The sequence below is a fragment of the Micromonospora solifontis genome (assembly GCF_003725545.1).
In the GTDB taxonomy this organism is placed as follows: Bacteria; Actinomycetota; Actinomycetes; order Mycobacteriales; family Micromonosporaceae; genus Micromonospora; species Micromonospora solifontis.
In genome coordinates, this window is the sequence record NZ_RJLN01000020.1 from 35,661 (window position 1) to 62,288 (window position 26,628).

Consider the following 26,628-nt stretch of genomic DNA (forward strand, 5'->3'; position numbering starts at 1 on the left):
GAGTACCTACCACAGCCGCGCAGGTCAAAACGGAGCGGTCCGGGAGAACTGCGTCGCAGTCCACCGGCCGATCGAGTCGTGCCTGCCCGCCCGTGATGGGCACCTACGGCTACCAGTGTACCGGCTGCGCCCGCTGCCGGCCGGGCAGCCCCGGTTCCGCCGGCGGAGCGGCCGGCCCGGCACCTCCGGCCCGGTCGTTGACCCCGGTCAACGGCGCCGGCGGCCGATCACGTGATCTGCACCACCAGGGCCACCGCGAGCCCCAGCAGGCTGAGCAGCAGCCCCACTCCCCCGCAGCTGAGCCCCGCCACCGCCAGGCCCCGCCCGGCGAACCGGACCGCCGGCGGGGGCGCCGGCCGCCGGATCTGCCGGCGGGACAGCAGGCCCGCGACGATCGCCGCGGTCCCGGCGATGCCGCCGAGCACGGTGAACGCCCCGGCGGCCCAGGCGCCGCCGTAGTCCGGCCCGGCGAAGCCGAAGCAGAACACCAGCAGCGAGACCAGGATCGAGGCGATCCCGGTGACCAGCGACCCGACGGCGAGGCCCGAGGTCACCGGCGGCACGTCCAGGTGGACCACGCCGAACGGGGTGCCGGGGACCGGGTCGACCCGCTTCGGCGGGCGTAGCGCCTCGCGCGGGGGCGGCGGCACCCCCGGGCCCGGCCGCGGACCGACGGCCGGCGGCACCGGGCCCCAGCCACCACCGGCCGGCGCGCTCCCCGGCCCCGGCCACCCGGCCGCCGGCGCCCGGTGCGGGTACGACCCCGGCCACACCCCGGGTGGCGGCGGTTGCTGCCCCGCGTACGCCCCGGACGGCCCACCGGGGCCCGGTGCGGTCGGCGGGAAGTAGCTGCCCGGACTGGCGGGAGGATACGGGCCGAGCGGCGACGACGGCCGATCCGGCGCGGCCGGCGGGGCGACCGGCGGCGGGGCGTACCCCACGCTGGCGCCCTCCGGCGGCGCGCTCGGCCCCTCGTCCGGCCCACCCCCCGGCGCGGCCCAGGGGTTGGCGGGCTGGGCACCGGACGCGGGACCGGCCGCGTCGGGCCCGGTGACGGACCGGGTGGGGTCATGGTCCGGCGAAGGGGCCGGTTCCGTCACGGGATCCTCCTGTCGACGGCGCTCGCCCGCCGCGTGGCGGACACCGGCCAGGCTACCGTCGGGCGTCCCGATGACGGGGTCGGGCGCGGCGCGCTCCCCCGCCCGGTCAGTCGATGTTCGGGGCGTAGTCGTGGCCGAACGGGGCGTTGGCCAGCCGGACCACCCCGACCACCACCGCCGCCACCACGGCGACCGCCGCCAGCACCAGGCCGGCCCAGGCCAGCCGCTCGCCCCGGCGCAGCCGGTCGCCGCCGGTGAGGAAGCCGCCCGAGGCGTACGCCTCCCGGCGGGCCTGCCGGGCGAGCGTGAGGGCGATGGTCGACGGCACCACCCCGCCGATGAAGAACCCGGTGAGCGCGCCGATCAACCCGAGGGCGAAGACCGCGCGGGCCTTGGTCGAGCGGACCGGCTCAGGGTCGAGCGGATGGCGCGGCGCCGGCGGGGCGGCGGGCACCTGCCCGGGCACGGTCGTCATGCCCACCATCATGCCCCGACCCGGCCCGGTCCGGTCCCGTCGACGTCCGCACCAGCGGCACGGCGTACCGGTTCGCACCGACGAGCAGTACGGCGGCGACCGCCACCACGGCGGCCTCGGTCAGCAGCAGCACCCGGTAGTCGAGCACCCCGATCAGGTACGCCCCGAGCGCGATCGAGGCGGTCTGCGGGACGCTCGTGGTCACCTCGAAGCCCGCGTACACCCGGCCCTGGAGCCGGTCGGGGGTACGGCGCTGAAGCAGGGTGAGCAGGGCGATCGCCATGACGGTGAGCCCGGCGCCGGCGGTGACCCGGCCGGCCAGGACCGTGCCGAGCAGCGGCGTGGCGGCCAGCGCCGCGCCGGCGGCCCAGGCGAGGAAGGCCGTGGCTGCCACGCGTACCTCGCCGAACCGGCGGACCGCCGCGGTGCTGCCCAGGCCACCCAGGACCGCGCCGAGCCCCTGGGCGGCCTGGAGCACCCCGAGGAACTCCGGGGGGCGGTGCAGGCCCCGGTCGACCACGGCGTAGCCGGTGGACTCGGCGAAGCCGAGCACCAGGGCGAGCACCGTGGTCGCGAGGACCACCCGGCGCAGCAACGGCTGGCCGGCGAGGTGCTGGAAGCCGGCGCCCACCTCGCCCACCCAGTGCCGCAGCACCCCAGCCGTACGCTCCGGCCGCTCCGGGGTCGGATCCGGTCCGCGCAGGGTGAGCAGCAGCGCCGCGGCGCCGACGAAGGTGGCCAGGTCCAGTACGGCCACCGCCGCCCCGCCGAACAGCGCGTACAGGCCGGCGCCGGCGAGCGGCGCGAGCAGCCGCAGGCTCTCCCGGACCGTACGCAGCAGCGCGTTCGCGCCGGCCAGCAGGTCAGCCGGGAGCAGCGTGACGAGCAGGGCGGACTGGGCCGGCTCGATGACCAGGTGGAGGCAGCCGTAGAGGAGCATCACCGCGTAGATCAGGGACACCTGGTCGGGGCCACGCACCGCCAGCAACGGCAGCAGGATCGCCGCGCCGGCCAGGTTCGCCGCCACCAGCAGCCGGCGCCGCGGCAGCCGGTCGGCGAGCAGCCCGGCCAGCGGCGCGAGCAGCGCCGGGGCGGTGAAGAAGAGGAAGGTCAGGCCGGCCGCGCCGTCGCTGCCGGTCAGGTCCTTCACCCAGATGCCGCAGGCCAGCCACATGGCGCTGTCCCCCACCAGGGACAGGATCTGTCCGGTGAGGTAGCGGCGGGCGCGGGGTTCAGCGAGCAGCCGTCGGGTCGACATCCGACACCTCCGGAGCGTGCACCGGGTAGCCGAAGAGGAGCAGCTCGACCGGGAGCGCCCCGGCCGGCCGGGTGGCGGGATCGGTGCGCCGGGCGTCGAACCGGGCGGTGAGGTCCGCGACCAGCTCCTGGTAGGCGGCGGCGAACTCGCTCAGCTCGTCCGGGGTGAGGTGCACGAGGTGCTGCCGCCCGACGGCCGCCTCGTACCACTCCCTCGGGTAGGTGGGGGCCTCGTCGACGAAGCGGCGCAGCCGCTGCGCGTACCGGTCGAGCAGCACCCGGTCGAGCGCCTGGGAGGCCCGGGTCCAGTCCGGGTCGTCCGGTCGGGCCGGCGCCGACCAGCCGCGGCGGGTCAGCCGCCAGGGCCGGGCCCGGCCCCGCCCGCCCCCGGCCTCCTCCACGAAGCCGTAGCGGGCGAGCTGCCGCAGGTGGAAGGAGCAGGTGGTGGGTGTCTCGCCGATCAGCTCCCCCGCCTGGGTGGCGGTGAGCGGGCCGCCGTTGAGGGCCTCCAGCAGGGCCAGTCGTACGGGATGGCTCAGCGCCCGCAGCTCGCGGGCTTCGGTGAGGGTGCGGGGTCCGTCGCTCTCCATGCTTTCGAGAGTATTCTCTCGACAGATATCTCTCGAGAGCCTTCTCTTCAGATGGCGCACGCACCACGGACGCGACGAGGCCCCCGGCGGCTGCCGGGGGCCTCGTCGTTTCTACTGCTTAGCGGTACGACCCGAAGTCGAAGTCGTCCAGCGGCACCGCCTGGCCGCTGGCCGGTCCGAAGCCGTAGTCGGTCTCCGGGTAGCCGGTCATCGAGTAGACCTTGGCCTTCGCCTCCTCGGTCGGCTCGACCCGGACGTTGCGGTACTTGCTGATGCCCGTACCGGCCGGGATGAGCTTACCGATGATCACGTTCTCCTTGAGGCCGATCAGCGAGTCGCTGCGGGCGTGGATCGCCGCGTCCGTCAGCACCCGGGTGGTCTCCTGGAAGGAGGCCGCCGACAGCCAGGAGTCAGTGGCCAGCGAGGCCTTGGTGATACCCATCAGCACCGGGCGACCCGCGGCGGGCTCGCCGCCCTCGGAGACGAGCCGGCGGTTCTCCGACTCGAACAGCGCCCGGTCGACCAGCACGCCCGGCAGGAACTCGGTCGAGCCGGAGTCGATGACCGTCACCCGCTTGAGCATCTGGCGGATGATGATCTCGATGTGCTTGTCGTGGATGAGCACACCCTGCGAGCGGTAGACCTCCTGGACCTCCTGGGTCAGGTGGACCTGGACCGCGCGCGGGCCGAGGATGCGCAGCAGCTCGTGCGGGTCGATGGTGCCCTCGGTGAGCTTCTCACCGACATCGACGTGGTCGCCGTCGTGCGCCCGGAGCTTGACCCGCTTCGAGATCTTGTCGTACACGATCTCGTCGCTGCCGTCGTCCGGGATCACGATGATCTTCCGCGACCGCTCGCCGTCCTCGATCCGGATCCGGCCCGGGGTGTCGGCGATGGGCGCCTTACCCTTCGGGACCCGGGCCTCGAAGATCTCCTGGACCCGGGGCAGACCCTGGGTGATGTCCTCACCCGCGACACCACCGGTGTGGAAGGTACGCATCGTCAGCTGCGTACCCGGCTCACCGATGGACTGGGCGGCGATGATGCCGACGGCCTCACCGATGTCGACCGACTTGCCGGTCGGCAGCGAACGGCCGTAGCAGGCCGCGCAGACGCCCAGCTTGGACTCGCAGGTGAGCACGCTGCGCACCCGGACGGTCTCCACCCCGGCCGCGACGATCTTGTCGACGCCGATCGAGTTGAGGTCCTGGCCCCGCTCGGCGACCACGGTGCCGTCCGGCCCCTTGATGTCGTCGGCCAGGGTACGGGCGTGCACGCTGGTCTCGGCGTGCGTGTGCACGACCAGCTTGCCGTCCAGCCGCTCGCCGATCTGCATCGGGATGGCGCGGTCGGTGCCGCAGTCCTCCTCGCGGATGATGACGTCCTGCGAGACGTCCACCAGACGACGGGTCAGGTAACCCGAGTCGGCGGTACGCAGCGCGGTGTCGGCGAGACCCTTACGGGCACCGTGCGTGGAGATGAAGTACTCCAGCACGGAGAGACCCTCGCGGTACGACGCCTTGATCGGACGCGGGATGATCTCACCCTTGGGGTTGGCCACCAGACCACGGATCGCCGCGATCTGCCGGAGCTGGAGCAGGTTACCGCGGGCACCCGAGTTGATCATCTTCCACAGCGGGTTCTCCTGCGGCAGCGCGGTGTCCATCTCCTTGGCGACCTCGTTGGTCGCCTTGGTCCAGATCTCGATGAGCTCGCCGCGGCGCTCCTCGGCGGTCATCAGACCACGCTGGTACTGCTTGTCGATCCGGTCGGCTTCCTTCTCGTACCGCTCCAGGATCTCCCGCTTACGCGGCGGAGCGATGACGTCCTCCATGCCGATGGTGACGCCGGACCAGGTGGCCCAGTGGAAGCCGGCCTCCTTGAGCCCGTCCAGGGTGGCCGCGAGGGCCACCTTCGGGAAGCGCTCGGCGAGGTCGTTGACGATCGCGGAGAGCTGGCCCTTGCGGATCTCGTAGTTCACGAAGCGGTAGCCCGGGGGCAGCGTCTCGTTGAACAGGACCCGGCCGAGCGTGGTCTCCACGGTCACCGGCTCGCCCTCGACCCAGCCCTCCGGCGCGACCCACGGCTCGGCGCCGGCGCCGTTGTCGACCCCGACGATGTCCCGCAGGCGGATCTTGACCGGAGTCTGCAGGTGCAGCTCGCCGTTGTCGTACGCCATCCGGGCCTCAGCGTCCGAGCTGAACGCCCGGCCCTCGCCCTTGCCCCCCGGAGTGAGGTGGGTGAGGTGGTAGAGGCCGATGACCATGTCCTGGGTCGGCATGGTGACCGGCTTGCCGTCGGCCGGCTTGAGGATGTTGTTCGACGACAGCATCAGGATCCGCGCCTCGGCCTGGGCCTCGGCGGACAGCGGCACGTGGACCGCCATCTGGTCACCGTCGAAGTCGGCGTTGAACGCGGTGCAGACCAGCGGGTGGATCTGGATGGCCTTGCCCTCGACCAGCTGCGGCTCGAAGGCCTGGATGCCCAGGCGGTGCAGGGTGGGCGCGCGGTTCAGCAGAACCGGGTGCTCACCGATGACCTCCTCCAGCACGTCCCACACGACCGGCCGCTGCCGCTCGACCATCCGCTTGGCGGACTTGATGTTCTGTGCGTGGTTGAGGTCCACCAGCCGCTTCATCACGAACGGCTTGAACAGCTCCAGCGCCATCTGCTTGGGCAGGCCGCACTGGTGCAGCTTGAGCTTCGGGCCGACCACGATGACCGAACGGCCGGAGTAGTCGACGCGCTTGCCCAGCAGGTTCTGGCGGAACCGGCCCTGCTTGCCCTTGAGCATGTCGGAGAGCGACTTCAGCGGCCGGTTGCCCGGGCCGGTGACCGGACGACCGCGACGGCCGTTGTCGAACAGCGCGTCGACGGCCTCCTGGAGCATCCGCTTCTCGTTGTTGACGATGATCTCGGGCGCACCGAGGTCGATCAGCCGCTTGAGGCGGTTGTTCCGGTTGATCACGCGGCGGTACAGGTCGTTCAGGTCGGAGGTCGCGAAGCGGCCACCGTCCAGCTGCACCATCGGACGCAGGTCCGGCGGGATGACCGGGACGCAGTCCAGCACCATGCCGAGCGGCGAGTTGCGGGTGTTCTGGAACGCCGCCACGACCTTCAGCCGCTTGAGCGCCCGGATCTTCCGCTGGCCCTTGCCGGAACGGATGGTCTCGCGCAGGTTCTCGGCCTCGGCGTCGAGGTCCATGTTCTGGACCAGCGCCTTGATGGCCTCGGCACCCATGCTGCCGGTGAAGTACTCGCCGAAGCGGTCGCGCAGCTCGCGGTAGAGCAGCTCGTCGGTGACCAGCTGCTTCGGCTCCAGCTTGCGGAAGGTGTCGAGGACCTCGTCGAGGCGGTCGATCTCGCGCTGGGCCCGGTCGCGGATCTGGCGCATCTCGCGCTCTCCGCCCTCCTTGACCTTGCGCCGGACGTCCGCCTTCGCGCCCTCGGCCTCCAGCTCGGCCAGGTCGGCCTCGAGCTTGGCGGCCCGCTTCTCGATCTCCGAGTCGCGGCTGTTCTCGGCCTGCCGCTTCTCGGCCAGGATCTCGTTCTCGATCGTCGAGAGGTCGCGGTGACGCGCCTCGGCGTCCACGCTCGTCACGACGTACGAGGCGAAGTAGATGATCTTCTCGAGGTCCTTCGGGGCGAGGTCCAGCAGGTAGCCCAGCCGGCTCGGCACGCCCTTGAAGTACCAGATGTGGGTCACCGGAGCGGCCAGCTCGATGTGACCCATGCGCTCCCGGCGAACCTTGGAGCGGGTCACCTCGACGCCGCAGCGCTCGCAGATGATGCCCTTGAACCGGACCCGCTTGTACTTACCGCAGTAGCACTCCCAGTCCCGCTGCGGACCGAAGATCTTCTCGCAGAAGAGCCCGTCCTTCTCCGGCTTGAGGGTGCGGTAGTTGATGGTCTCGGGCTTCTTGACCTCGCCGTGGGACCACTGACGGATGTCGTCGGCGGTGGCGAGGCCGATGCGCAGCTCGTCGAAGAAGTTGACGTCGAGCACTATGTCCCCTATGTCGTCGTCTGTACTGCTTAGCTAACGGGCGGGGTCGGGAGCCGGCGACCGGCTCCCGACCGCTCGCCTCAGACCTCTTCGACCGAGCTCGGCTCGCGCCGGGACAGGTCGATGCCCAGCTCCTCCGCGGCCCGGAACACCTCGTCATCGGTCTCGCGCATCTCCAGGGCCACACCGTCGCTGGAGAGCACCTCGACGTTGAGGCACAGCGACTGCAGCTCCTTGAGCAGCACCTTGAACGACTCCGGGATGCCCGGCTCGGGGATGTTCTCGCCCTTGACGATCGCCTCGTAGACCTTGACCCGGCCGAGGACGTCGTCCGACTTGATCGTCAGCAGCTCCTGCAGGGCGTAGGCGGCGCCGTACGCCTGCATCGCCCAGCACTCCATCTCACCGAAGCGCTGGCCACCGAACTGCGCCTTACCACCCAGCGGCTGCTGCGTGATCATCGAGTACGGGCCGGTCGACCGGGCGTGGATCTTGTCGTCGACCAGGTGGTTGAGCTTCAGGATGTAGACGTAGCCGACCGCGATCGGGTCCGGCAGCGGCTCACCGGAGCGACCGTCGAACAGCTGCGCCTTGCCGGAGCGCCCGATCAGCTGCTTGCCGTCCCGGTTGGGCAGGGTCGACGCCAACAGACCGGAGATCTCCTCCTCGCGGGCACCGTCGAAGACCGGGGTGGCCACGTTGGTGTCCGGCTCGGACTCGTGCGCGTTGATCGAGCGGAGCTGGCGCTTCCACTCCTCGTCGTCGCCGTCCACGCTCCAGCCGGTCTTGGCCACCCACCCGAGGTGGGTCTCCAGGACCTGGCCGATGTTCATCCGGGACGGCACACCGAGCGGGTTCAGCACGATGTCGACCGGGGTGCCGTCCTCCAGGAACGGCATGTCCTCGATCGGCAGGATCTTGGAGATGACGCCCTTGTTGCCGTGGCGGCCCGCGAGCTTGTCACCGTCCTGGATCTTGCGCTTCTGGGCCACGTAGACCCGGACCAGCTCGTTCACGCCCGGGGGCAGCTCGTCGCCGTCCTCCCGGGAGAAGGTACGCACGCCGATGACCGTGCCGGTCTCACCATGCGGCACCTTCAGCGAGGTGTCCCGGACCTCGCGCGCCTTCTCACCGAAGATCGCGCGGAGCAGCCGCTCCTCCGGGGTCAGCTCGGTCTCGCCCTTCGGCGTGACCTTGCCGACCAGGATGTCGCCGGGGACGACCTCGGCGCCGATCCGGATGATGCCGCGCTCGTCGAGGTCGGCGAGCATCTCCTCGCTGACGTTCGGGATGTCGCGGGTGATCTCCTCCGGGCCGAGCTTGGTGTCCCGGGCGTCGACCTCGTGCTCCTCGATGTGGATCGAGGTGAGCACGTCCTGCTGCACGAGGCGCTGCGACAGGATGATCGCGTCCTCGTAGTTGTGGCCCTCCCAGGTCATGAACGCCACGAGCAGGTTGCGCCCGAGCGCCATCTCGCCCTCGTCGGTGCACGGACCGTCGGCGATGACCTGACCGGCCTCGACGCGGTCGCCCTCGAAGACGACCGGCTTCTGGTTGACGCAGGAGCCGGCGTTGGAACGGCGGAACTTGTGCAGCAGGTACGTCCGGCGGTGGCCGTCGTCCTGGTGGACGGTGATGTAGTCCGCGCAGAGGTCCTCGACCACACCGCCGACCTCGGCGACGACCACGTCGCCGGCGTCCACGGCCGCGCGGTACTCCATGCCCGTACCGACCAGCGGAGACTCGGCCTTGACCAGCGGCACCGCCTGGCGCTGCATGTTCGCGCCCATGAGCGCGCGGTTGGCGTCGTCGTGCTCGAGGAACGGGATCATCGCCGTCGCGACCGAGGTCATCTGCCGCGGCGAGACGTCCATGTAGTCCACGGCCTCGGGCGCCACGTCCTCGGTCTCGCCGCCCTTACGGCGGACCAGGACGCGGTCCTCCGCGAACGACCCGTCGGACTTCAGCGGGGCGTTGGCCTGCGCCTTGACGAACCGGTCCTCCTCGTCCGCGGTCAGGTAGTCGATCTGGTCGGTGACCCGGCCGTCGATGACCTTCCGGTACGGCGTCTCGATGAAGCCGAACGGGTTGACCCGGGCGAAGGTGGAGAGCGCGCCGATCAGACCGATGTTCGGGCCTTCCGGCGTCTCGATCGGGCACATCCGGCCGTAGTGGGACGGGTGCACGTCGCGGACCTCGAAGCCGGCCCGCTCCCGGGACAGACCACCCGGGCCGAGCGCGCTCAGCCGGCGCCGGTGGGTCAGGCCCGCCAGCGGGTTGGTCTGGTCCATGAACTGGGACAGCTGCGACGTACCGAAGAACTCCTTGATCGCCGCCACCACCGGACGGATGTTGATCAGGGTCTGCGGCGTGATCGCCTCGACGTCCTGCGTGGTCATCCGCTCGCGGACGACCCGCTCCATCCGGGACAGGCCGACCCGGACCTGGTTCTGGATCAGCTCGCCCACGGTACGCAGGCGACGGTTGCCGAAGTGGTCGATGTCGTCGGCCTCGTAGCCCTCCTCACCGGCGTGCAGCCGGCAGAGGTACTCCACGGTGGCGACGATGTCGTCCTCGGTCAGCGTCCCGGTGGTGATCGGGACGTCGATCTCGAGCTTCTTGTTGAACTTGTACCGCCCGACCTTGGCCAGGTCGTACCGCTTCGGGTTGAAGAAGAGGTTGTCCAGCAGGGTCTGGGCGTTCTCGCGGGTCGGCGGCTCGCCAGGGCGGAGCTTGCGGTAGATGTCCAGCAGCGCCTCGTCCTGACCGGCGATGTGGTCCTTCTCGAGCGTGGTCATCATCAGCTCGGACCAGCCGAACTTCTCGCGGATGCGCTCCGCGGACCATCCGATGGCCTTGAGCAGGACGGTGACGGCCTGCCGGCGCTTGCGGTCGATGCGGACGCCGACCGTGTCGCGCTTGTCGATGTCGAACTCCAGCCAGGCACCCCGGCTCGGGATGACCTTGACGCTGGAGAGGTCGCGGTCGGAGGTCTTGTCCGGCTGCTTGTCGAAGTACACGCCCGGCGAGCGGACGAGCTGGCTGACCACGACGCGCTCGGTGCCGTTGATGATGAAGGTGCCCTTGGGCGTCATCATCGGGAAGTCACCCATGAACACCGTCTGGCTCTTGATCTCGCCAGTGGTGTTGTTGGTGAACTCCGCGGTCACGAACAGCGGCGCGCAGTAGGTCAGGTCCTTCTCCTTGCACTCCTCGATCGAGGCCTTGACCTCGTCGAAGCGCGGAGCCGAGAAGGAGAGCGACATGGTGCCGGAGAAGTCCTCAATGGGACTGATCTCGTCGAGGATCTCCGCGAGACCCGAGCGTGCGTGCGGGTCGTCCGACGACCGGCCCTGCCAAGCCTCGTTGCCGACCAGCCAGTCGAAGGACTCGTTCTGGATGGCGAGGAGGTTGGGGACCTCGAGGTGTTCGGTGATCCGACCGAAAGAAACTCGGCGGGGCGCGAAAGCGCTCGACGTACGACTGGTCTTCGCAGGGCGGGAAGCTGCCAAGATGCGTCCTTCCGAGGACCGGTGCTGCAGAACGGCTGGTACGCGTGCACTCCAATGACCCCACCAGAAATATCCGCAAACGGACATTTCCGAGCAGGGGTCAAGTCGGAAGGCAGCGCAAACTAGCAGTGTAGCCGAGAGGCTAACCGCTGTCCAGCCCACCCCGCAGGTCATCGCGGAACTTGCCTCGGGACCTCGGAAAACCGGGTCTACCGGGCCGCTCGGAACGCGATGTTCCTGCCGGTCCGCTCGGGCATCGCGGCGGTGGTGCTGCCGCTGCATTACCCAAGAGGTGGCCGTTGCAAGCGCGGAAGGTCTTGCTGGTGTCAGCGTGCCTGTCGGGCCGGTGCCGCGTCAAGGGCCGGTTACCGCTCGGGGTGTCTTTCCCACCGACGGGCTACCGACAGGTCCCGCTGTGAAGCCGATGCGAACAACCTGTACGCCCTGCTCACGCCGCTGCCACCGGGTAGCACAACCACAGCGGGCGGCGACCCGTTCCCGGATCACCGCCCGCCGCGACGCGGTTGTGCCCCGGCTCACGTGAGCCGGACGCGCGTCAGGTCAACGCAAGGTCACTTCATGGTGACCTTGGCGCCCTCGCCCTCGAGCTTGGCCTTGGCCTTCTCGGCGGTCTCCTTGTTGACCTTCTCCAGGACGGCCTTCGGCGCGGCCTCGACCAGGTCCTTGGCCTCCTTCAGGCCCAGGCCGGTCAGCTCACGCACAACCTTGATGACCTGGATCTTCTTGCCACCGTCGGCGTCGAGGATGACGTCGAACTCGTCCTTCTCCTCCTCGGCCGGGGCGGCGGCACCGCCGGCGGCCGGGGCACCCGCGGCCATGGCGACCGGGGCGGCGGCGGTGACCTCGAAGGTCTCCTCGAACTGCTTCACGAACTCGGAGAGCTCGATCAGCGTCATCTCCTTGAACGCGTCGAGCAGCTCGTCGGTGCTGAGCTTCGCCATGTCTGGCGTCCTTTCTGAAAGTGAAAACTAAGAACGTGGGTGCGCCGCGCGGCCTCAGGCCGCCTCGGCGCCCTCCTTCTCGCGCTTGTCCTGCAGGGCTGCCGCCAGACGCGCGGTCTTGGCGAGCGGAGCCTGGAACAGGGCCGCGGCCTTGCTCAGGTTGCCCTTCATGGCACCGGCCAGCTTGGCCAGCAGCACCTCGCGGGACTCCAGGTCGGCGAGCTTCGTGACCTCGGCCGCGGAAATGGCCTTGCCCTCGAAGACACCGCCCTTGATGACGAGCTTCGGGTTGGCCTTCGCGAAGTCGCGAAGCCCCTTCGCCGCCTCGACGACGTCGCCCGAAACGAAAGTCAGCGCGGTAGGACCGGTGAACAGCTCGTCGAGGCCGGAGATGCCCGCATCGGTCGCGGCACGCTTGGCCAGCGTGTTCTTCGCGACCGTGTAGCTGGTCTCCTTGCCGAGCGAGCGCCGCAGCTGGGTGAGCTGCGAAACCGTGAGCCCGCGGTACTCGGTCAGCACGGTGGCCCCCGCGTTGCGGAAGCTCTCGGTCAGCTCGGCGACGGCCGTGGCCTTGTCGGCCCGGATCGGCTTGTCCGCCATGTCCCTCCTCTCTCGTTGCTCGGAGCTGGTACGCCGGCGACGAGCGGAAGCTCGCGACGGCGGCGGAGGCATCACGACAACGAGAAAAGCCCCGGCGCAGGGCGCACGGGGCGAGGGCCGGCATCCTGGGCGCGGTCGGCGGACCACACACAGCACCGATTTTCGCTTGCCGCCCTGCGCGGGTCGCCCGTCGTCGCGGGACCTTCGACCGTGCCGGGGCACGGTGACCAGCGGTCTCTGGGTGGAACTACGCGACAAGGTTACGCGACGTGTCCCCGTCCCACCAAATCGCCCCACGAGTGCCCCCGGTCACCCGTTCCGCTCGCCTTGATCGACTCCGGTTGCGGCGAACCGGGGCGGCATCCCGCCGGGAAGCCCCGACCTACCGCACCCCGAGTGGATCAAGTCGGCGGGGCCGGCCGGGCCGGCGGGCGGCGGGCGGGCGGCGGCGGCCGGGCGGGTCAGGGGCGGGTGCGCCGGCCCCAGGCGTACCCGGCCAGTGCCGCGGTCGCCCAGGCTGCCGCCCAGGCGGTCAGCAGCACGCCGGTGGTGGGCCCGGGGTGACCGGTCAGCGCCCGGGCGGCCGGCATCAGCGGCGGCGCCAGCCACGGCACCGCCGAGCCGGAGAGGCCGAGGACCAGGGCGCCGACCACGCCCACGGCGAGCACGGCGACGCCGTACCCGGCGCTGCGGGTGATCGCCCGGCTGGCCAGCGCGCCCAACCCCACCGCACCGGGCAGGGCGAGCAGGTGGACCCACACCCCGAGGGCGACTCCGACCACCACCGCCCGGTCCCCGGGCCCGGTCGGGCCGGTCACCCCGCCGACCAGCCACGGGAAGATCAGCGCGACCACCACCGTGCCGAACCCGGCCACGGCCGCGGCGAGCAGGCCGGCGGCCCGCTCCCGGGCCGGCCCGAGCACCACCTGCGCGAGCCGGCGCTGCACGTCCGGCTCCACGTCCAGCAGGATCTTCGTCTGCCAGGCGAGCACCGGGAAGAGCACCACGGCCGAGACGGCGTACGCCTCCGCGGGCTGCGCCCGGCCGCCGCCGTAGAGGACGCCGAGGGCGAGCAGGCCGGCCAGCACCGGGGCCAGCGCCACTCCGGTACGCACAAAGCCGGCCAGCCGCAGCCGGACCAACGCGATCACCGGGTCACCTCCGGGGCCGGCCGGGTCAGGTCCCGCTCCGCCGGCGCACCGCGGGCCGGTGAACTCGGCGTCGGCCCGCCCAGCTCGCCGTTGCCGGCGTCCGCCGGTGCGCCGCTGCCCCTCTCCAGGCCGCCCTCAGACCCGAGAACGGGGCCGGCCGACGACACGGGGCCGGCCGACGACACGGGGCCGCCCGGCGGGACAGGACCACCCGGCGGCACAGAGCCGGCTGTTGGCGCGGCGTCGGCTGTGGGGACGGCGTCGGCCGGGGGGACGGAGGCGGGTCGCGTGGTGGAGGGCAGGGCGGCGGGTTCGCGTACCCGCAGGACGTGGTGGCCCGCGGCGCGCAACCGGGCGACGGCGGCGGCGACCCCGGCGGCCGGGATCGCCAGCTCGACCACCGCGACAGCGGCGTCGCCGGCCGGCGCCTCCTCGGCCACCGTGCCGTCGGCGACCGTCCAGTGCCGGGCGCCCGGCAGCCGGACCGTCTCGCCGCGGTGATCGCTGACCAGCACCGCCCCGCCGCCGGCCAGCACCTCACCGACCACCTCCGGAACCAGCTCGCGGGCGGTGGCGTCGAACCCCTCCCACGGCTCGTCGAGGACCAGCAGGCCGGGCGGGCGCAGCAGGGCCTGGGCCAGGCCGACCTTCTGGGCGGTGCCCTTGGAGAGTTGCGGCAGCCGGACCCCGTGGAACCGGATCAGGCCGAGCCGGTCGATCCAGTGCCGCACCGCCCGGTCGGCCTCGGGACCGGAGAGCCCGGCCACCCGGCCCATGGCGGTGAGGTACGCGCCCACGGTGAACGGCTGGTCGGCGGGGAACCGCTCGGGCACCCAGCCGACGACGCCGGGCCGGTCGACCACCCGGCCCCGGGTCGGACGCAGCACGCCCGCCGCGAGTTGGAGCAGGGTGGACTTGCCCACGCCGTTGCGCCCGAGCACCACCGCCACCTCGCCCGGGCCGATCCGCACGTCGGTCTCCCGCAGCACCCACGGCGCGCGCCGCTGGTACCGCAGCCAGACGCCCTCCAGCCGCATGCGCCGAGCCTGCCACACCGGACAGACGAACGGGGCCCCGCCACCTCGAGGTGGCGGGGCCCCGTCAGGGCAGTCGTGCTCAGGCCTCGGCCGGAGCCTCGCTCAGGTTCTTCACCAGCTTCGGGTCGACCGGGACGCCCGGGCCCATGGTGGTGGTGAGGGTGACCTTCTTCAGGTACGTGCCCTTGGCCGCGGATGGCTTGGAGCGCAGCACCTCGTCCAGCACCGCGGCGTAGTTGTCGATCAGCTGCGACTCGGAGAACGAGGCCTTGCCGATGATCAGGTGGAGGTTGGAGTGCTTGTCCACCCGGAAGGTGATCTTACCGCCCTTGATGTCCGAGACGGCCTTGGCGACGTCCATGGTCACCGTGCCGGTCTTCGGGTTCGGCATCAGGCCGCGCGGGCCCAGGATCCGCGCGATCCGGCCGATCTTGGCCATCTGGTCCGGGGTGGCGATCGCCGCGTCGAAGTCCAGCCAACCGCCCTGGATACGGGCGACCAGCTCGTCGGTGCCCACCTCGTCCGCACCCGCGGCGGCGGCCTCCTCGGCCTTGGCGCCGGCGGCGAACACGATCACGCGGGCGGTCTTACCGGTGCCGTGCGGCAGGTTGACCGTGCCACGGACCATCTGGTCCGCCTTGCGGGGGTCGACGCCGAGGCGCATCGCGACCTCGACCGTGGCGTCGAACTTGACGTTGGTGGTCTCCTTGGCCAGCTTGACGGCCTCGGCGGGAGAGTAGAGCTTCGACCGGTCGATGACCTCGGCGGCCTTGCGGTAGCTCTTGCTGCGCTGCATTTCTGGTTACTCCTGTGGTCTATGGCGGGCTCGCGACGCTCGCGGCCCTCCCACGAACTGATCGGGTGGCGCGCTGACCGAGGTCAGTCGGCGACGGTCAGGCCCATCGACCGGGCGGTGCCGGCGATGATCTTCTCAGCCTGCTCGATGTCGTTGGCGTTGAGGTCCGCCATCTTCTTCTCGGCGATCTCGCGGAGCTGGGCACGGGTCACCGAGCCGACCTTCTCCTTGTGCGGGACGCCCGAGCCCTTCTGCACGCCGGCAGCCTTGATCAGCAGCCGGGCGGCGGGCGGGGTCTTCAGCACGAAGGTGAAGGTGCGGTCCTCGTAGACGCTGATCTCGGCGGGGACGATGTCGCCCCGCTGCGACTCGGTCTGCGCGTTGTAGGACTTGCAGAACTCCATGATGTTCACGCCGTGCTGGCCGAGCGCGGGACCGACCGGCGGCGCCGGGGTCGCCTGGCCCGCCGGCAGCTGAAGCGTGAACGTCTTGACGAGCTTCTTCTTCGGAGGCATGTCTCTTCCTGGGGCTTGGAACTGGGATTTTCGCCGGTCCGCGGGCGCGCACGGTCAGCGCGGTGCGGACAGCCGACGTTCTAGGGTAGCGCAGGCTTCCGCCGCCTCCGCCGCCGAGGTCCGGCGGGCGACGAAAACGACACACCGGCGGCGGGCCGGCTGGCCCCACCGCCGGTGCGTGACGTACGTCAGATCTTGGCGACCTGGTTGAAGTTGAGCTCGACCGGGGTCTCCCGGCCGAAGATCGAGACCAGCACCTTGAGCTTCTGCTGGTCGGCGTTGATCTCGCTGATCGTCGCCGGCAGCGAGGCGAAAGCGCCGTCGGTGACGGTGACCGAGTCGCCGACCTCGAAGTCGAGAACCTTGACCTCGGGCTTCGCCTTCTTCTCCACGGCCTCGACCGCCGGGGCCAGCCACTTGAGCACCTCGTCGAGGCTCAGCGGCGCCGGGCGGTCGGCCCGGTCGGTCGCCCCGACGAAGCCGGTGACCCCCGGGGTGTTCCGGACGCAGGAGTAGGACTCGGCGGTCAGCTCCATCCGGACCAGGATGTAGCCCGGGAAGACCTTCGCCTGGACCTGCGACCGCTTGCCGTTCTTGACCTCGACCTCTTCCCGGGTCGGCACCTCGACCTGGTAGATGAAGTCCTCCATGTCGAGGGAGGTGATCCGGGTCTCGAGGTTGGTCTTGACCTTGTTCTCGTAACCGGCGTACGAGTGCACCACGTACCAGTCGCCGGGGGCGTAGCGCAGCTTCTGGCGCAGCTCGGCGACCGGGTCGAACTCCTCGTCCGCCGGCTCGGTGGTCGGGAATTCCGGCTCGCTGGCGGCCTCGACCGACTCCTCGTTGGCCGCCGTCGCCACCGTGGACTGCTCGTCCGGGGTCTCGGCGGTCTCGTCGTACTCAGGCACGCTCGCTCACTTCCGTCACTATCGCTGTAGGCCTGTCAGCTCTTGCCGCCGAAGACGAACAGCACCGCCTTCGCGAAGCCGTAGTCCAGGCCGGCCACGATCGCCAGCATCACCGCGACGAAGGTGACCACCACGGCCGTGTAGGTCAGCAGCTCCTTGCGGGTCGGCCAGATGACCTTACGCAGTTCGGCCACAACCTCGCGGAAGAACCGCGCGATGCGGGCGAAGAGCCCGATCCGCTCGGTGTCCTTCCGGGTCTTGCGACCCTCGGTCGACTCCGCGCGGGCCCGCTTGCGGGTGGCGGTGCCGCCCCGGGAGACCGGCTCATCCTCCGCGTTGGTGGCGTCGTCGTCGGCCACGTCGTCGACGATCGCGTCCTCTTCCAGACGCTCGTCGCCGGCGTCCTCGCCGCGCCGCTTGCTCTCGGCCACTTCGCCCTCCGTGCGGGATATCGGGTCGCACGCCGATGATTGGCGTACGCGGCGTGTGGTCACGCCGGCCGGACCAACCGTCCCGCGACGGGCCGCGGCCGGCGGACCGACCGGAAGGGCCCCGAGTGCCTCGGAACCACCCCGCCGGTGCCACCACCACGGGCCGGACGCCGCCGTACGGGCGGCGCGACCCACGGAACGGTCAGGCCTGAGGCGCAGGGGTGACAGGACTTGAACCTGCAGCCTGCGGTTTTGGAGACCGCTGCTCTGCCAATTGAGCTACACCCCTGTGCGGCAACGCTCACCCCACCCGAGCACGCGGTGCCAGGCAGGGGTCACTTGCCCCACGGCGGACCAGTGTACGGGTAGTCGTGCGACTTTCCCAACCGGTCCGCCCCTCGCGCGTCGGCGGATCCCTCAGCGAGCCATCCGGACGGTCGCCCGGGCCTGCGACAGCACCTTCTCGCCGAGGCACGTCGCGGTCACGTCGAGCCTGGTCAGGCCGTCCTCGGTGACCTCCTTGACCACTGCGGAGACCTCGATCTCGGTGCCCTCGTCGGTGTCCGGGACGACCACCGGCCGGGTGAACCGGACCCCGAAGTCGACCACCGCGTCCGGCGCGCCAGCCCAGGCGGTGACCGCCCGGCCGACCAGCGCCATGGTGAACATGCCGTGGGCGATGACCCCGGGCAGGCCCACCTTGGTGGCGGTCCGGTCGCTCCAGTGGATCGGGTTGAAGTCGCCCGAGGCGCCCGCGTAGCGGACCAGGTCCGCCCGGGTCACCCGGAAGGTCTGGGTGGGCAGTTCCATGGTCAGGCCTCCCCGCGTACGACGATCTTGGACCAGACGGCGACCACCTGCTCGCCGGCGGCGGTGCTCACGTCGGTGCGCGTGGTCAGGAAGCCGTGCCCGCCCCGGGTGGTGACCTCTTCGATGGTGTTGACGCAGACCAGCTCGTCACCGGCGGCCACCGGCCGGGTGTACGCGAAGCGCTGGTCGCCGTGCACCACCCGGCTGTAGTCCACGCCGAGCGCGGGATCCTCGATGATCTGCCGGCTGGCGGCCATGGTGACGACCACCGGGAAGGTCGGCGGGGCGATCACGTCGGGGTGCCCGAGCGCCCGGGCCGCCTCCGGGTCGTGGTAGGCCGGGTCGGTGGCGCCGATGGCGGTGGCGAACTCGCGGATCTTTTCTCGGCCCACCTGGTAGGGGGCGGTCGGCGGATAGGTCCGGCCGACAAAGGACGGGTCCAGGGACATGCCGCGAACCTACACGCAGAACGCGAACGCCGACCCGTACGGGACGGGCGGCGCGGGGCCGCCGTCCGTGCGGATCGGCGTTCGGGAAGAGCCGGGTGGACCCGGGGCCGGCAGGGCCGGCCGTGGGTCAGCGGGTCTCGCGGTGGATCGTGTGCTTGCCGTCCCGGGGGCAGAACTTCTTCAGCTCGATGCGGTCCGGGTCGTTACGACGGTTCTTGCGCGTGATGTAGTTGCGCTCCTTGCACTCCACACACGCCAAAGTGATCTTCGGCCGGACATCGGTCGCCTTCGCCACGGCGGAGTGCCTTCCTCGCTAACGGGTAACAACTACGGCGCATCAGCCTACGCGCTGACGGCGCAGACATGCAAAGTGGGCGCCTGTGGCGCCCATCCCACCGACCACCGGGTGGACCCGGAGGACGAGAGTAGCGGTGGCCGGACTTGAACCGGCGACACAGCGATTATGAGCCGCTTGCTCTGCCATCTGAGCTACACCGCCGTGGCGGGTCCAGCCGGACCCTTTGAGCCCCCTTACGGAATCGAACCGTAGACCTTCTCCTTACCATGGAGACGCTCTGCCGACTGAGCTAAGGGGGCCTACCCGATCACCCCGTTGGGGTGCCGCGCAGGGGAAACAGTACACGACCCCGTCGCCGAGGTGAAATCGGATCCCCCCTTGCCGCGTCTACGCAGCTCAGGGGACAACCCGTAGGCGTGGCAGCTCGCCGGCGGGGACCGGCTCGGGGTCGACCTGGGCGGCGAACCACGCCTCCAGCCGCTCGTACGGCAGCGGCCGGCTGAACAGGAACCCCTGGCCGATCTCGCAGCCGATGTCCTGCAGCAACTCCAGGGTCAGCTCACTCTCCACGCCCTCGGCCACCACGGCGAGGCCGAACTGCTGGGAGAGGGTCACCACGGCGTTCACGATCGCCAGGTCGCCCGGATCGGTCGCCATGCCCTGCACGAACGAGCGGTCGACCTTCACCTCGTGCACCGGCAGCCGGCGCAACTGGGCCAGGGAGGAGTTCCCGGTGCCGAAATCGTCCACGGACAGCCGGACACCGAGGTCGCGGAGGCGCCGCAGGGTCGGGATCGGGCGTTCGGTGCCGTCGAGGACACCGGCTTCGGTGATCTCCAGGGTGAGCCGCTGCGGCGGCACACCGTACTCGTCGAGCAGTTCCCCGACCAGCGAGGGGAAATGCTGGTCGGTCAGGGTACGAGCGGCGAGGTTGACCGAGACGGCCAGCGGCTGCCCGCCCTGCTGCCAGTCCCGGCTGCGCCGCAGGCTCTCCCGGAGCACGAACTCGGTGAGCCGGCCCAGCTGGCCGGTGTGCTCGGCCACCGCGACGAAGTCGTCCGGGGCCACCGTGCCGTGCGCCGGGTGCTCCCACCGGGCCAGGCACTCCACCCCGACCAGGCGGCGGTCCCGCAGCGTCACCTTGGGCTGGAAGTAGACCTCCAGCTCGCCGTCGTCCAAGGCCCGGCGCAGGTCGCCGGCGAGGCCCAGCCGGCGCAGCGAGCGGGACTCCAGCGCCGGGCTGTAGAGCTGGACGCTGCCGGGGACCGACTTGGCGGCCGTGGTGGCCAGGTCGACCCGCTGCAGCAGGGCCAACGCGTCACTGCCGTGATCCGGGTGGACGGCCACGCCGACGGCGGTGTCGACGTCCAGGGTGAGCGCGTCGAAGACCATCTCGTCGCGGATCTGCTCGCGCAACTGGCCGGCCAGCTCGAGCGCCGCCTCGGTGCTCTCCAGCCGCAGGGTGACCAGGAACTCGTCGCCGCCGGCCCGGCCGACCAGGGCCGAGGAGGGCGCGCAGGCGCGCAGCCGCTCGGCGACCTCGACGAGCACCTTGTCACCGGCCGCGTGGCCGAGCGACTCGTTGACCTGGCGCAGCCGGTCGACGTCGAACAGCAGCAGCGCCACGACCTCGCCCGGCGCCCGGATCTTCACCGCCTCGGCCACCGCCGCGGTCAGCCGCCGCCGGTTGGGCAGCCGGGTCAGCGCGTCGTGCTCCGCGTCGTGCCGCAACCGGTCGACCAGCCGCGAGTTCTCCAGGGCGACGGCGGCGTGCGCCGCCACGGTCTCGAAGACCGCCACGTCGCGCTGGGTGAAGTGCAGCGGGTCGCCCAGCCGGTTGGTCACCTCGAGCGTGCCGATCACCACCCGGCCGGAGCGGAGCGGCACCACCACGGTGTCCTTCACGCCGTGCTCGGCCAGCCGTTCGCGGAACTCCGGGTCGCTGCTGACGCCGCGGCCGACGGTGATCGGGCGGGCCGTGTCGACAGCCTTCTGCCGCAGCTCCGGCGGAGTGGGCGCGGTGTCGAGCAGCCCGGGGTCGTCCACCCGGGCGGTGAGCAGGGTCTCCGGGTGCCGGCCCTGGGCGGGCAGCCAGAGGGTGGCGTACTCGGCCTGGAGCAGGGCACGGACCCGGCCGAGCAGGGCGTCGGCGAGGGTGCCGTCCTGGCCGCTGGCGGAGATCGCCCGGCTCAGCTCGTACATCCCGGTGAGGGTGCGGTGCTGCTGGAAGAACTCGGCGTACGACCGGTAGACCACCACGAGCCCGGCGGCCAGCGCCGCGAGCGGCGCCAGCGACCACCACGACTCGTTCAGCAGCATGAGCACGATCAGCCCGGCCGAGACGTTGATGCCGGTGGTGAGCGCGACCGAGGGCAGCGCACGGATGGTCTCGCGGCCGGCCGGCCAGCCGACGAGCAGGGTCTGGACCGCGGCGATCGAGGTGACGCTGACCAGGATCACCATGCTGATCGCGAGGCAGAGCCCGAGCCAGGTGTAGGGAGCGACCCCGTCGGCCGGCGGCAGGGCGTGCAGCACCAGGGCACCCAGCGAGGTGCCCGCGGCGGCACGGGCGACGTTGAACCAGAGCTTCGGCGCCGCCATCCGGTGCCGCAGGTGGGTGACCAGCGACGACAGGGTGTAGATGAGCACGACGGCGAGCGGCGGCAGGAAGTAGAACGCCAGCACCAGCGGCAGATCCGTGAGGGTCATGCCCAACGACTGGCGGCGGATCACCACGCCGACCACCGGCCCGCTGGCGAGCAGCATGACGACCAGCAGCAGGGCTGCCGGTGCCCAACCGCCGAAGGGCCGGTCGGTGATCAACCCGGTGACCGTCGCGCAGGTCACCGCGAGAAGCACCAGAGGAGCGGTGATGATCCAGGCGTCCTCCGAGGACCGACGTCTCGGCTTGTCGCGCCCGCTCATCCCGCTCCCTGTCCAGCACGTGTCCGGGGGCCGGCCGTCAACTCACGGCGGTCGCCCCCGGACGACGCTCACATCCAGATGAGGTCCGCCAGGCGGAGATCGGTCATGCCCGAGTCGACGACGGCGACGCCGGCCAGGGCGACAAAGAGGAGGAGCGAGCCAAGCAGTCGGCCCAACCTACGACCAGACATGATTGCTCCTGTCAGAGGTGTCACGGAGATGGTGGAGACCTCACGATCGTGCCACAGGGCCAGCATCCAGCAAAGCAGAGGAAGGACTCGCTGAACCGCCGGCGCGCAGGTTTCACCGTTCGGCCCACCCAGCTCGGCACGCCTGGCCAGATCAGGGCCACCTGGACCGGGCGCGCTCGTTCGTCCACTGCGGATTCCGACCTAACCCGCAAACCGATCACAGTCTCGGCGGGGTCCCCTCCCCGTGGCGCCTCCCGAGCATGACGGGAACGCGCCGGGCATCACCCAACATGCCCAGCCATAGGCCACCATACATGGACCGGCGAGGAAAACCAGAGCGCCCGGTGCGTCATATTCGCGCCACTTCGCGGCAACGGTCCCCGGCGCGGCGGGCCGGCCCCGCCACGTCCGGCACGGTCGACCCGGCATGCGGCAGGTCGCGGGATCCGGCAGCCGCGAGACCCCGAGATGCGGCAACCCGAGCAGACGAGCGTGGGCCGGTCCCGGCCTGCTGGCGATCTCCGGCCGGCATCGGCCGGGCCGGCCGGCCACGCTGAGGGGACGCACGATCCTGAAGACCTCGGGGCTCTGCCCCGAACCCCGGCCCTCCTCACTCAGAGATGCCGCCGCGGATCCCCTCGTCGGGCTGAGTTGCCCGGAAGTCTGGCGGGCCACCCACGGGCCAGTAGCCACACCGCCCAGCGATCACGAGCGGGCACGAGACGTGGTCGGGTCGGCCGTTCGCAGCAGGCGTTTCGGGCATCACGACCGGTTGAGCACGCTTTTCCAAACTGACGGTGCCGCCCGGCCTCTAATCGCGCTCGACCCCAGTGCACCCGATCACGTGCGGCCGGTCCAAGGCTAGTACGGCAGCCGCCGTTTGAGATGTCGCTGCTCAGAGGGGCTGGACGCGGGGCGGCCACCGCGTGATCGTCTGTATGTTGTGGACATAACTTCAGATCTTGCGGTGGCCGCGTGCCACAGCGTAGCCGTTGGTCGATGGGAACGTGTGCTGGCCGGGGTGCTCGGGTGCTTCGCGGGTCGGTTTGGGCGGGTGGAGCCGCGTCGTGCGGCGGCGGCGTTCGTGACGGGGCTGCTGTCCGATCTTGAGGTGAAGACGTGCTGGCAGCTGGCGGAGCAGGCCGGACACGCCCGGCCGGATGCGATGCAGAGGTTGTTGTATCGGGCGGTGTGGGACGCCGACGCCGTCCGCGATGACCTGCGCCAGCTGATCACCGGCCGGTTCGGCGGCCCGGACGCGGTCCTGGTGGTCGACGAGACCGGTGACCTGAAGAAGGGCACCCACACGGTAGGGGTGCAGCGCCAGTACACCGGCACCGCCGGGCGGATCGAGAACAGCCAGGTCGGGGTGTTTTTGGGCTACGCCGGCGCGGGCGGGCACACCCTGATCGACCGACGCGTGTATCTGCCGGCGTCGTGGACCGACAACCGCCAGCGGTGCCAGGCCGCCGGGGTGCCCGACGAGATCGAGTTCGCGACCAAACCGGACCTGGCCGCGGACATGATCACCGCCGCGATCGACGCTGGCGTGCCGGCGGGATAGGCGGCCGCGGACGAGGCATACGGCAACAGCGCCGCCTTCCGCGCTGGCCTGCGCGAACACGGGCTCGGCTACGTGCTTGCGGTGTCCTGCAGCCATCTGATCCCACTCGACGGCGGCAAGACCAGAGTTCGCGCCGACCGGGTAGCCGCCGACCTGCCGGCATCGGCGTGGCAGCGCCGCTCAGCCGGCGACGGGTCGAAGGGCCCACGCGTCTACGACTGGGCCTGGCTGGACGACGTGTGCACCGACGCCGACCCCGACGACGCAGGCCGGCACAGCCTGCTGATCCGCCGCAACACCACCACCGGCGAGTTGGCCTTCTACCGCTGCTGGACCCCGAAACCGGCCACCCTCGCCCAACTCGTGCGGGTCGCCGGGATCCGCTGGACCGTCGAAGAGAGCTTCCAGGCCGCCAAGAGCCAGGTCGGCCTCGACCAGCACCAGGTCCGCCGCTGGGACTCCTGGCACCGGTTCACCACCCTCGCCCTGGCCGCCCTCGCCGTCCTGGCGATCTGCGCCGCCGACGCCGCCCACCACGACCCGCCCGACGCCGGGCTAATCAAGCTCACGGTCAACGAGGTCCGCCGACTGATCAACGCCTACATCATCCGCCCGATCAGCGACCTCACCCACCGTTTGCGCTGGTCACAATGGCGACGCCGGCATCAAGCCCGAGCCCGACGATCCCACTACACACGCCGCCTCAACCTCGAACTTCAGGCATGATCCCGAAAGGCGGCTGCCGTACTAGAAACAGCATGTACGCCCAGGGCGGATCTCTCACTGTCACCTTGCCCAGCCGTACGAGTTCCGGCCCGCGCTCTCGAAGTTGCTCCACGGCCTCCCGCAGCCCGATCGTCCGTTGGCCTGTTCTACGGGTGTGCCCCTCGCGGCGCCGATAGATCGACTCCAGGTGCGACGCCGGTATCCCCTCATCCCAGACGACAAACTCAGCGCCCTGAAGCAAAGCCTGCCGGCACGCGCGATGCGCCGGTACGTCATCAACAAGCGCGCTCAGAAGTTCGTCTCGCGTCACCAACCAGCTCCCGTCTGGGCCGTGCCACAGCTCCAGGACGTGCCCGCTACGTGCCCGATCGGCCAGAGGATGAGGGACAGCAGCGGTCAATTATCGCAGGAAACGACGAAGGCCCCTGAACCACGTTTTCGCAGTTCAGAGGCCTTGTCGTTGCCTGGTGGCGGGTAGAGGATTCGAACCTCTGTAGCTTTCGCGACGGATTTACAGTCCGCTCCCATTGGCCGCTCGGGCAACCCGCCAGGGCGCTCCACCGCGTCGGAACACGGCAGCGGAAGCAAGGATAGCGGTTGCCCCCCGGCCCGCCGCAACCGGGTACCGTCAGGGGGTCCCACCGCTGGTCAGCGGGGGACGGAACAGGACAGACCGCCGGACAGCAGGAGCATGAGCATGGCAGCGAACCCGTCCTTCGACATCGTGAGCAAGGTCGACCGGCAGGAGGTCGACAACGCCCTCCGCCAGGCGGAGAAGGAGCTCGCGACGCGGTTCGACTTCCGCGGCACCGGCGCCGAGATCTCCTGGTCGGGCGAGGAGGCGATCAGCCTCCAGGCGGAGACCGAGGAGCGGGTCCGGGCCGCCCTGGAGGTCTTCAAGGAGAAGCTGGTCAAGCGGAACATCTCGCTCAAGTCGCTGGACGCCGGGGACCCGCGCTCGTCGGGCAAGATCTTCAAGATCGACGCCAAGGTGATCCAGGGCATCGACTCGGACAAGGCCAAGGCGATCAGCAAGAAGATCCGGGACGAGGGCCCGAAGGGCGTTCAGGCGCAGATCCAGGGCGACCAGCTCCGGGTCACTGGCAAGAAGAAGGACGACCTGCAGGCCGTCATCGCGCTGCTCAAGGGCGAGGACTTCGGCGTCGCCCTGCAGTTCACCAACTACCGGTAAGCCCCGGCCAGCCCAGCCGGCCGGCGGCTCGTCACCCTTTGTGACCTGGGTAGGTGTCGTCGCCAATGGTCGTCGTCCGTCACTAGTGTCTGACGGCCGACGGCCTGGCGGCGGCCTGGCTATCGCGCCCGGCCTGCTCCGGGACGAACAAAGTCGTCCGCCCCTCGACCCCTGGCTGGCAAGTTCTGGGCGCGTCGACCGGCGGCGGCTCGGACCGGCTCCCGCCTCGGCCGACCGTCCGTGCGACACCGGCGCCGGTTCTTCTGATCCCGGGCCGGATGCGGGTCACCGCCGCTGTCGACGACGCAGCGCGGCGCAGCAGAGGAACGCGCCCCCCAGCACCGCGAAGGTCTCCCCGAGGCCCCATGACGCCGGGCTCCCTCTGAACGGGTAGTCGCCCACCCAAACCTCGAGCATGACGGCGCCCGAGCCGAAGACCAGGAACCACGCTCCCACCTGAGCGACTTCCTTGGCAGTCGGCCGCGCGCCGGTCTCGGTCATGCCGTCATGGAAGCACGTCCACCTACTGCCAGCCATCCCCGGTCCCCGGTCGGACGCGAGCGGCACCGACACTCGGTCCACGATCGAGGGTTACGACACGCCCGGAGATGGGCTCAGAGCGGCGGCCAGGGCCGGCAGGCGGCCGAACGCGCGGGCCGCAGCCACATGGTCGACGTAGTCCCGAGACTCGACGATCTCGCCGTCCCGGACCCGAACCACGAAGATGCAGGGCAGGTTGAAGGCCCGGCCGTCAATCACGCCGGCGTACCGGAATTCGAAGATCACCACCTCGGGGTCCGGTGTCGCATACACGTGGTCGTCGACAACGTCGTAGCGCTCCACGCCGGCCGGCGGCCCACCGGCGGCGAAGTGCGCCCGCACGCTCGCCCGGCTGCACAGCGGTGTGTCGCCGAGCGGGTTGAACGGGTGGCGCACGTCAGTGTGTTCGGCGTAGCAGGCGGCCAGTTGGTCGATCTGTGCCGCCTCCTCCGTGGCGGTGAGGCCTCCACGCATCAGGCGGCAGACGCCGTCGGCTACAGCGCGGACAGTTTCCTCGGGGGTGCGCATGAGATCTCCTAACGAAGTCTGGACTCCGTTTACCGTATCGAAGTCCAGACTCCGGTTAAAGTGTT

The 26,628-nt window shown here is 70.7% G+C and carries 22 protein-coding genes, 4 tRNA genes and 1 pseudogene; 2 read left to right on the forward strand and 25 right to left on the reverse strand.

Translation table 11 applies throughout. The features are described 5' to 3' along the window. Positions 1 to 227: 227 nt before the first annotated feature. From EFE23_RS09810 to EFE23_RS09915, 22 genes are all read right to left on the reverse strand, one after another. On the reverse strand, positions 228 to 650 hold the full coding sequence (locus EFE23_RS09810; protein ID WP_123240619.1) for a hypothetical protein: 423 nt from the start codon (positions 648 to 650) through the stop codon (positions 228 to 230). A 556-nt stretch (positions 651 to 1,206) separates the two neighbouring features. Next, positions 1,207 to 1,575, reverse strand: a complete 369-nt coding sequence (locus EFE23_RS09815; RefSeq protein ID WP_123240587.1) for a hypothetical protein — start codon at positions 1,573 to 1,575, stop codon at positions 1,207 to 1,209. Beyond that, the gene (locus EFE23_RS09820; RefSeq protein WP_123240588.1) at positions 1,511 to 2,833 is read right to left on the reverse strand and encodes an MFS transporter; all 1,323 of its coding nucleotides are present in this window, start codon (positions 2,831 to 2,833) and stop codon (positions 1,511 to 1,513) included. The genes EFE23_RS09815 and EFE23_RS09820 overlap by 65 nt, the downstream gene beginning before the upstream one ends. Beyond that, on the reverse strand, positions 2,808 to 3,422 hold the full coding sequence (locus tag EFE23_RS09825) for an ArsR/SmtB family transcription factor (protein ID WP_123240589.1): 615 nt from the start codon (positions 3,420 to 3,422) through the stop codon (positions 2,808 to 2,810). The genes EFE23_RS09820 and EFE23_RS09825 overlap by 26 nt, the downstream gene beginning before the upstream one ends. Positions 3,423 to 3,540: 118 nt before the next feature. Next, positions 3,541 to 7,428: a DNA-directed RNA polymerase subunit beta' gene (locus tag EFE23_RS09830; RefSeq protein ID WP_123240590.1), complete on the reverse strand. Its 3,888-nt coding sequence runs from the start codon at positions 7,426 to 7,428 to the stop codon at positions 3,541 to 3,543. A gap of 80 nt (positions 7,429 to 7,508) precedes the next feature. After that, on the reverse strand, positions 7,509 to 10,940 hold the full coding sequence (rpoB, locus tag EFE23_RS09835) for a DNA-directed RNA polymerase subunit beta (protein ID WP_123240591.1): 3,432 nt from the start codon (positions 10,938 to 10,940) through the stop codon (positions 7,509 to 7,511). A 572-nt stretch (positions 10,941 to 11,512) separates the two neighbouring features. Next, positions 11,513 to 11,902 carry a 50S ribosomal protein L7/L12 gene (rplL, locus tag EFE23_RS09840; RefSeq protein ID WP_123240592.1) on the reverse strand — a complete coding sequence of 130 codons (390 nt, stop codon included), beginning with the start codon at positions 11,900 to 11,902 and terminating at the stop codon, positions 11,513 to 11,515. Between the two features lie 54 nt (positions 11,903 to 11,956). Then, complete coding sequence (gene rplJ / locus EFE23_RS09845) at positions 11,957 to 12,502, reverse strand: 50S ribosomal protein L10 (protein WP_046567232.1); 546 nt, start codon at positions 12,500 to 12,502, stop codon at positions 11,957 to 11,959. Between the two features lie 461 nt (positions 12,503 to 12,963). Beyond that, a complete protein-coding gene (locus tag EFE23_RS09850; RefSeq protein ID WP_123240593.1) occupies positions 12,964 to 13,653 on the reverse strand; it encodes a hypothetical protein in 690 nt (229 codons plus the stop codon). Then, entirely contained in the window at positions 13,650 to 14,690 is a 1,041-nt protein-coding gene (locus EFE23_RS09855; RefSeq protein WP_233600936.1) for an ABC transporter ATP-binding protein, read from the reverse strand. The genes EFE23_RS09850 and EFE23_RS09855 overlap by 4 nt, the downstream gene beginning before the upstream one ends. A 79-nt stretch (positions 14,691 to 14,769) precedes the next feature. Then, positions 14,770 to 15,486, reverse strand: coding sequence for a 50S ribosomal protein L1 (gene rplA / locus EFE23_RS09860; RefSeq protein WP_123240594.1), 717 nt, complete (start codon positions 15,484 to 15,486; stop codon positions 14,770 to 14,772). Positions 15,487 to 15,569: 83 nt separating this feature from the next. Next, a complete protein-coding gene (rplK, locus tag EFE23_RS09865; RefSeq protein WP_073828960.1) occupies positions 15,570 to 16,001 on the reverse strand; it encodes a 50S ribosomal protein L11 in 432 nt (143 codons plus the stop codon). A gap of 188 nt (positions 16,002 to 16,189) precedes the next feature. Further along, the gene (gene nusG / locus EFE23_RS09870; protein WP_123240595.1) at positions 16,190 to 16,909 is read right to left on the reverse strand and encodes a transcription termination/antitermination protein NusG; all 720 of its coding nucleotides are present in this window, start codon (positions 16,907 to 16,909) and stop codon (positions 16,190 to 16,192) included. Between the two features lie 35 nt (positions 16,910 to 16,944). After that, a complete protein-coding gene (gene secE / locus EFE23_RS09875; protein ID WP_123240596.1) occupies positions 16,945 to 17,340 on the reverse strand; it encodes a preprotein translocase subunit SecE in 396 nt (131 codons plus the stop codon). 216 nt (positions 17,341 to 17,556) lie between these two features. Continuing rightward, a tRNA-Trp gene (locus tag EFE23_RS09880) sits at positions 17,557 to 17,629 on the reverse strand. Between the two features lie 128 nt (positions 17,630 to 17,757). After that, positions 17,758 to 18,150 (reverse strand): MaoC family dehydratase, encoded by a 393-nt coding sequence (locus tag EFE23_RS09885; protein ID WP_123240597.1) that lies wholly within the window; start codon positions 18,148 to 18,150, stop codon positions 17,758 to 17,760. Positions 18,151 to 18,152: 2 nt separating this feature from the next. After that, positions 18,153 to 18,599, reverse strand: coding sequence for a MaoC family dehydratase N-terminal domain-containing protein (locus tag EFE23_RS09890; RefSeq protein WP_123240598.1), 447 nt, complete (start codon positions 18,597 to 18,599; stop codon positions 18,153 to 18,155). Between the two features lie 127 nt (positions 18,600 to 18,726). Further along, positions 18,727 to 18,894, reverse strand: coding sequence for a 50S ribosomal protein L33 (gene rpmG / locus EFE23_RS09895; RefSeq protein ID WP_067301359.1), 168 nt, complete (start codon positions 18,892 to 18,894; stop codon positions 18,727 to 18,729). Positions 18,895 to 19,025: 131 nt separating this feature from the next. After that, positions 19,026 to 19,098 (reverse strand) — tRNA-Met (locus tag EFE23_RS09900). Between the two features lie 25 nt (positions 19,099 to 19,123). Next, positions 19,124 to 19,196, reverse strand: a tRNA-Thr gene (locus tag EFE23_RS09905). A 97-nt stretch (positions 19,197 to 19,293) separates the two neighbouring features. Further along, positions 19,294 to 21,822 carry a putative bifunctional diguanylate cyclase/phosphodiesterase gene (locus tag EFE23_RS09910; protein WP_123240599.1) on the reverse strand — a complete coding sequence of 843 codons (2,529 nt, stop codon included), beginning with the start codon at positions 21,820 to 21,822 and terminating at the stop codon, positions 19,294 to 19,296. Positions 21,823 to 21,890: 68 nt separating this feature from the next. Next, entirely contained in the window at positions 21,891 to 22,079 is a 189-nt protein-coding gene (locus EFE23_RS09915) for a hypothetical protein (protein ID WP_123240600.1), read from the reverse strand. A 943-nt stretch (positions 22,080 to 23,022) separates the two neighbouring features. Between EFE23_RS09915 and EFE23_RS09920 the strand changes: the two are divergent. Beyond that, positions 23,023 to 24,303 (forward strand): annotated as a pseudogene (locus tag EFE23_RS09920) (IS701 family transposase). Positions 24,304 to 24,768: 465 nt separating this feature from the next. Here the strand turns inward: EFE23_RS09920 and EFE23_RS09925 are convergent. Then, positions 24,769 to 24,852: transfer RNA gene (locus tag EFE23_RS09925), tRNA-Tyr, on the reverse strand. 148 nt (positions 24,853 to 25,000) lie between these two features. Here EFE23_RS09925 and EFE23_RS09930 point away from each other — a divergent pair. Continuing rightward, entirely contained in the window at positions 25,001 to 25,495 is a 495-nt protein-coding gene (locus tag EFE23_RS09930; protein ID WP_132180567.1) for a YajQ family cyclic di-GMP-binding protein, read from the forward strand. Between the two features lie 285 nt (positions 25,496 to 25,780). Here EFE23_RS09930 and EFE23_RS09935 read toward each other — a convergent pair whose 3' ends face one another. Next, a complete protein-coding gene (locus EFE23_RS09935) occupies positions 25,781 to 25,996 on the reverse strand; it encodes a hypothetical protein (protein WP_148058427.1) in 216 nt (71 codons plus the stop codon). A 90-nt stretch (positions 25,997 to 26,086) separates the two neighbouring features. Continuing rightward, a complete protein-coding gene (locus EFE23_RS09940) occupies positions 26,087 to 26,563 on the reverse strand; it encodes a nuclear transport factor 2 family protein (protein ID WP_123240602.1) in 477 nt (158 codons plus the stop codon). Positions 26,564 to 26,628: the final 65 nt, after the last annotated feature.

Excerpts from the sequence above, each read along its gene's own strand:
- EFE23_RS09855 (WP_233600936.1), bottom strand. The coding sequence starts at position 14,690 with ATGCGGCTGGAGGGCGTCTGGCTGCGGTACCAGCGGCGCGCGCCGTGG.
- EFE23_RS09935 (WP_148058427.1), bottom strand. The coding sequence starts at position 25,996 with ATGACCGAGACCGGCGCGCGGCCGACTGCCAAGGAAGTCGCTCAGGTG.
- EFE23_RS09930 (WP_132180567.1), top strand. The coding sequence starts at position 25,001 with ATGGCAGCGAACCCGTCCTTCGACATCGTGAGCAAGGTCGACCGGCAG.
- rplL (WP_123240592.1), bottom strand. The coding sequence starts at position 11,902 with ATGGCGAAGCTCAGCACCGACGAGCTGCTCGACGCGTTCAAGGAGATG.
- rplJ (WP_046567232.1), bottom strand. The coding sequence starts at position 12,502 with ATGGCGGACAAGCCGATCCGGGCCGACAAGGCCACGGCCGTCGCCGAG.
- EFE23_RS09820 (WP_123240588.1), bottom strand. The coding sequence starts at position 2,833 with ATGTCGACCCGACGGCTGCTCGCTGAACCCCGCGCCCGCCGCTACCTC.
- EFE23_RS09890 (WP_123240598.1), bottom strand. The coding sequence starts at position 18,599 with ATGTCCCTGGACCCGTCCTTTGTCGGCCGGACCTATCCGCCGACCGCC.
- EFE23_RS09825 (WP_123240589.1), bottom strand. The coding sequence starts at position 3,422 with ATGGAGAGCGACGGACCCCGCACCCTCACCGAAGCCCGCGAGCTGCGG.
- rplK (WP_073828960.1), bottom strand. The coding sequence starts at position 16,001 with ATGCCTCCGAAGAAGAAGCTCGTCAAGACGTTCACGCTTCAGCTGCCG.
- EFE23_RS09815 (WP_123240587.1), bottom strand. The coding sequence starts at position 1,575 with ATGACGACCGTGCCCGGGCAGGTGCCCGCCGCCCCGCCGGCGCCGCGC.
- EFE23_RS09910 (WP_123240599.1), bottom strand. The coding sequence starts at position 21,822 with ATGAGCGGGCGCGACAAGCCGAGACGTCGGTCCTCGGAGGACGCCTGG.
- EFE23_RS09940 (WP_123240602.1), bottom strand. The coding sequence starts at position 26,563 with ATGCGCACCCCCGAGGAAACTGTCCGCGCTGTAGCCGACGGCGTCTGC.
- EFE23_RS09885 (WP_123240597.1), bottom strand. The coding sequence starts at position 18,150 with ATGGAACTGCCCACCCAGACCTTCCGGGTGACCCGGGCGGACCTGGTC.
- EFE23_RS09915 (WP_123240600.1), bottom strand. The coding sequence starts at position 22,079 with ATGCTGGCCCTGTGGCACGATCGTGAGGTCTCCACCATCTCCGTGACA.
- rplA (WP_123240594.1), bottom strand. The coding sequence starts at position 15,486 with ATGCAGCGCAGCAAGAGCTACCGCAAGGCCGCCGAGGTCATCGACCGG.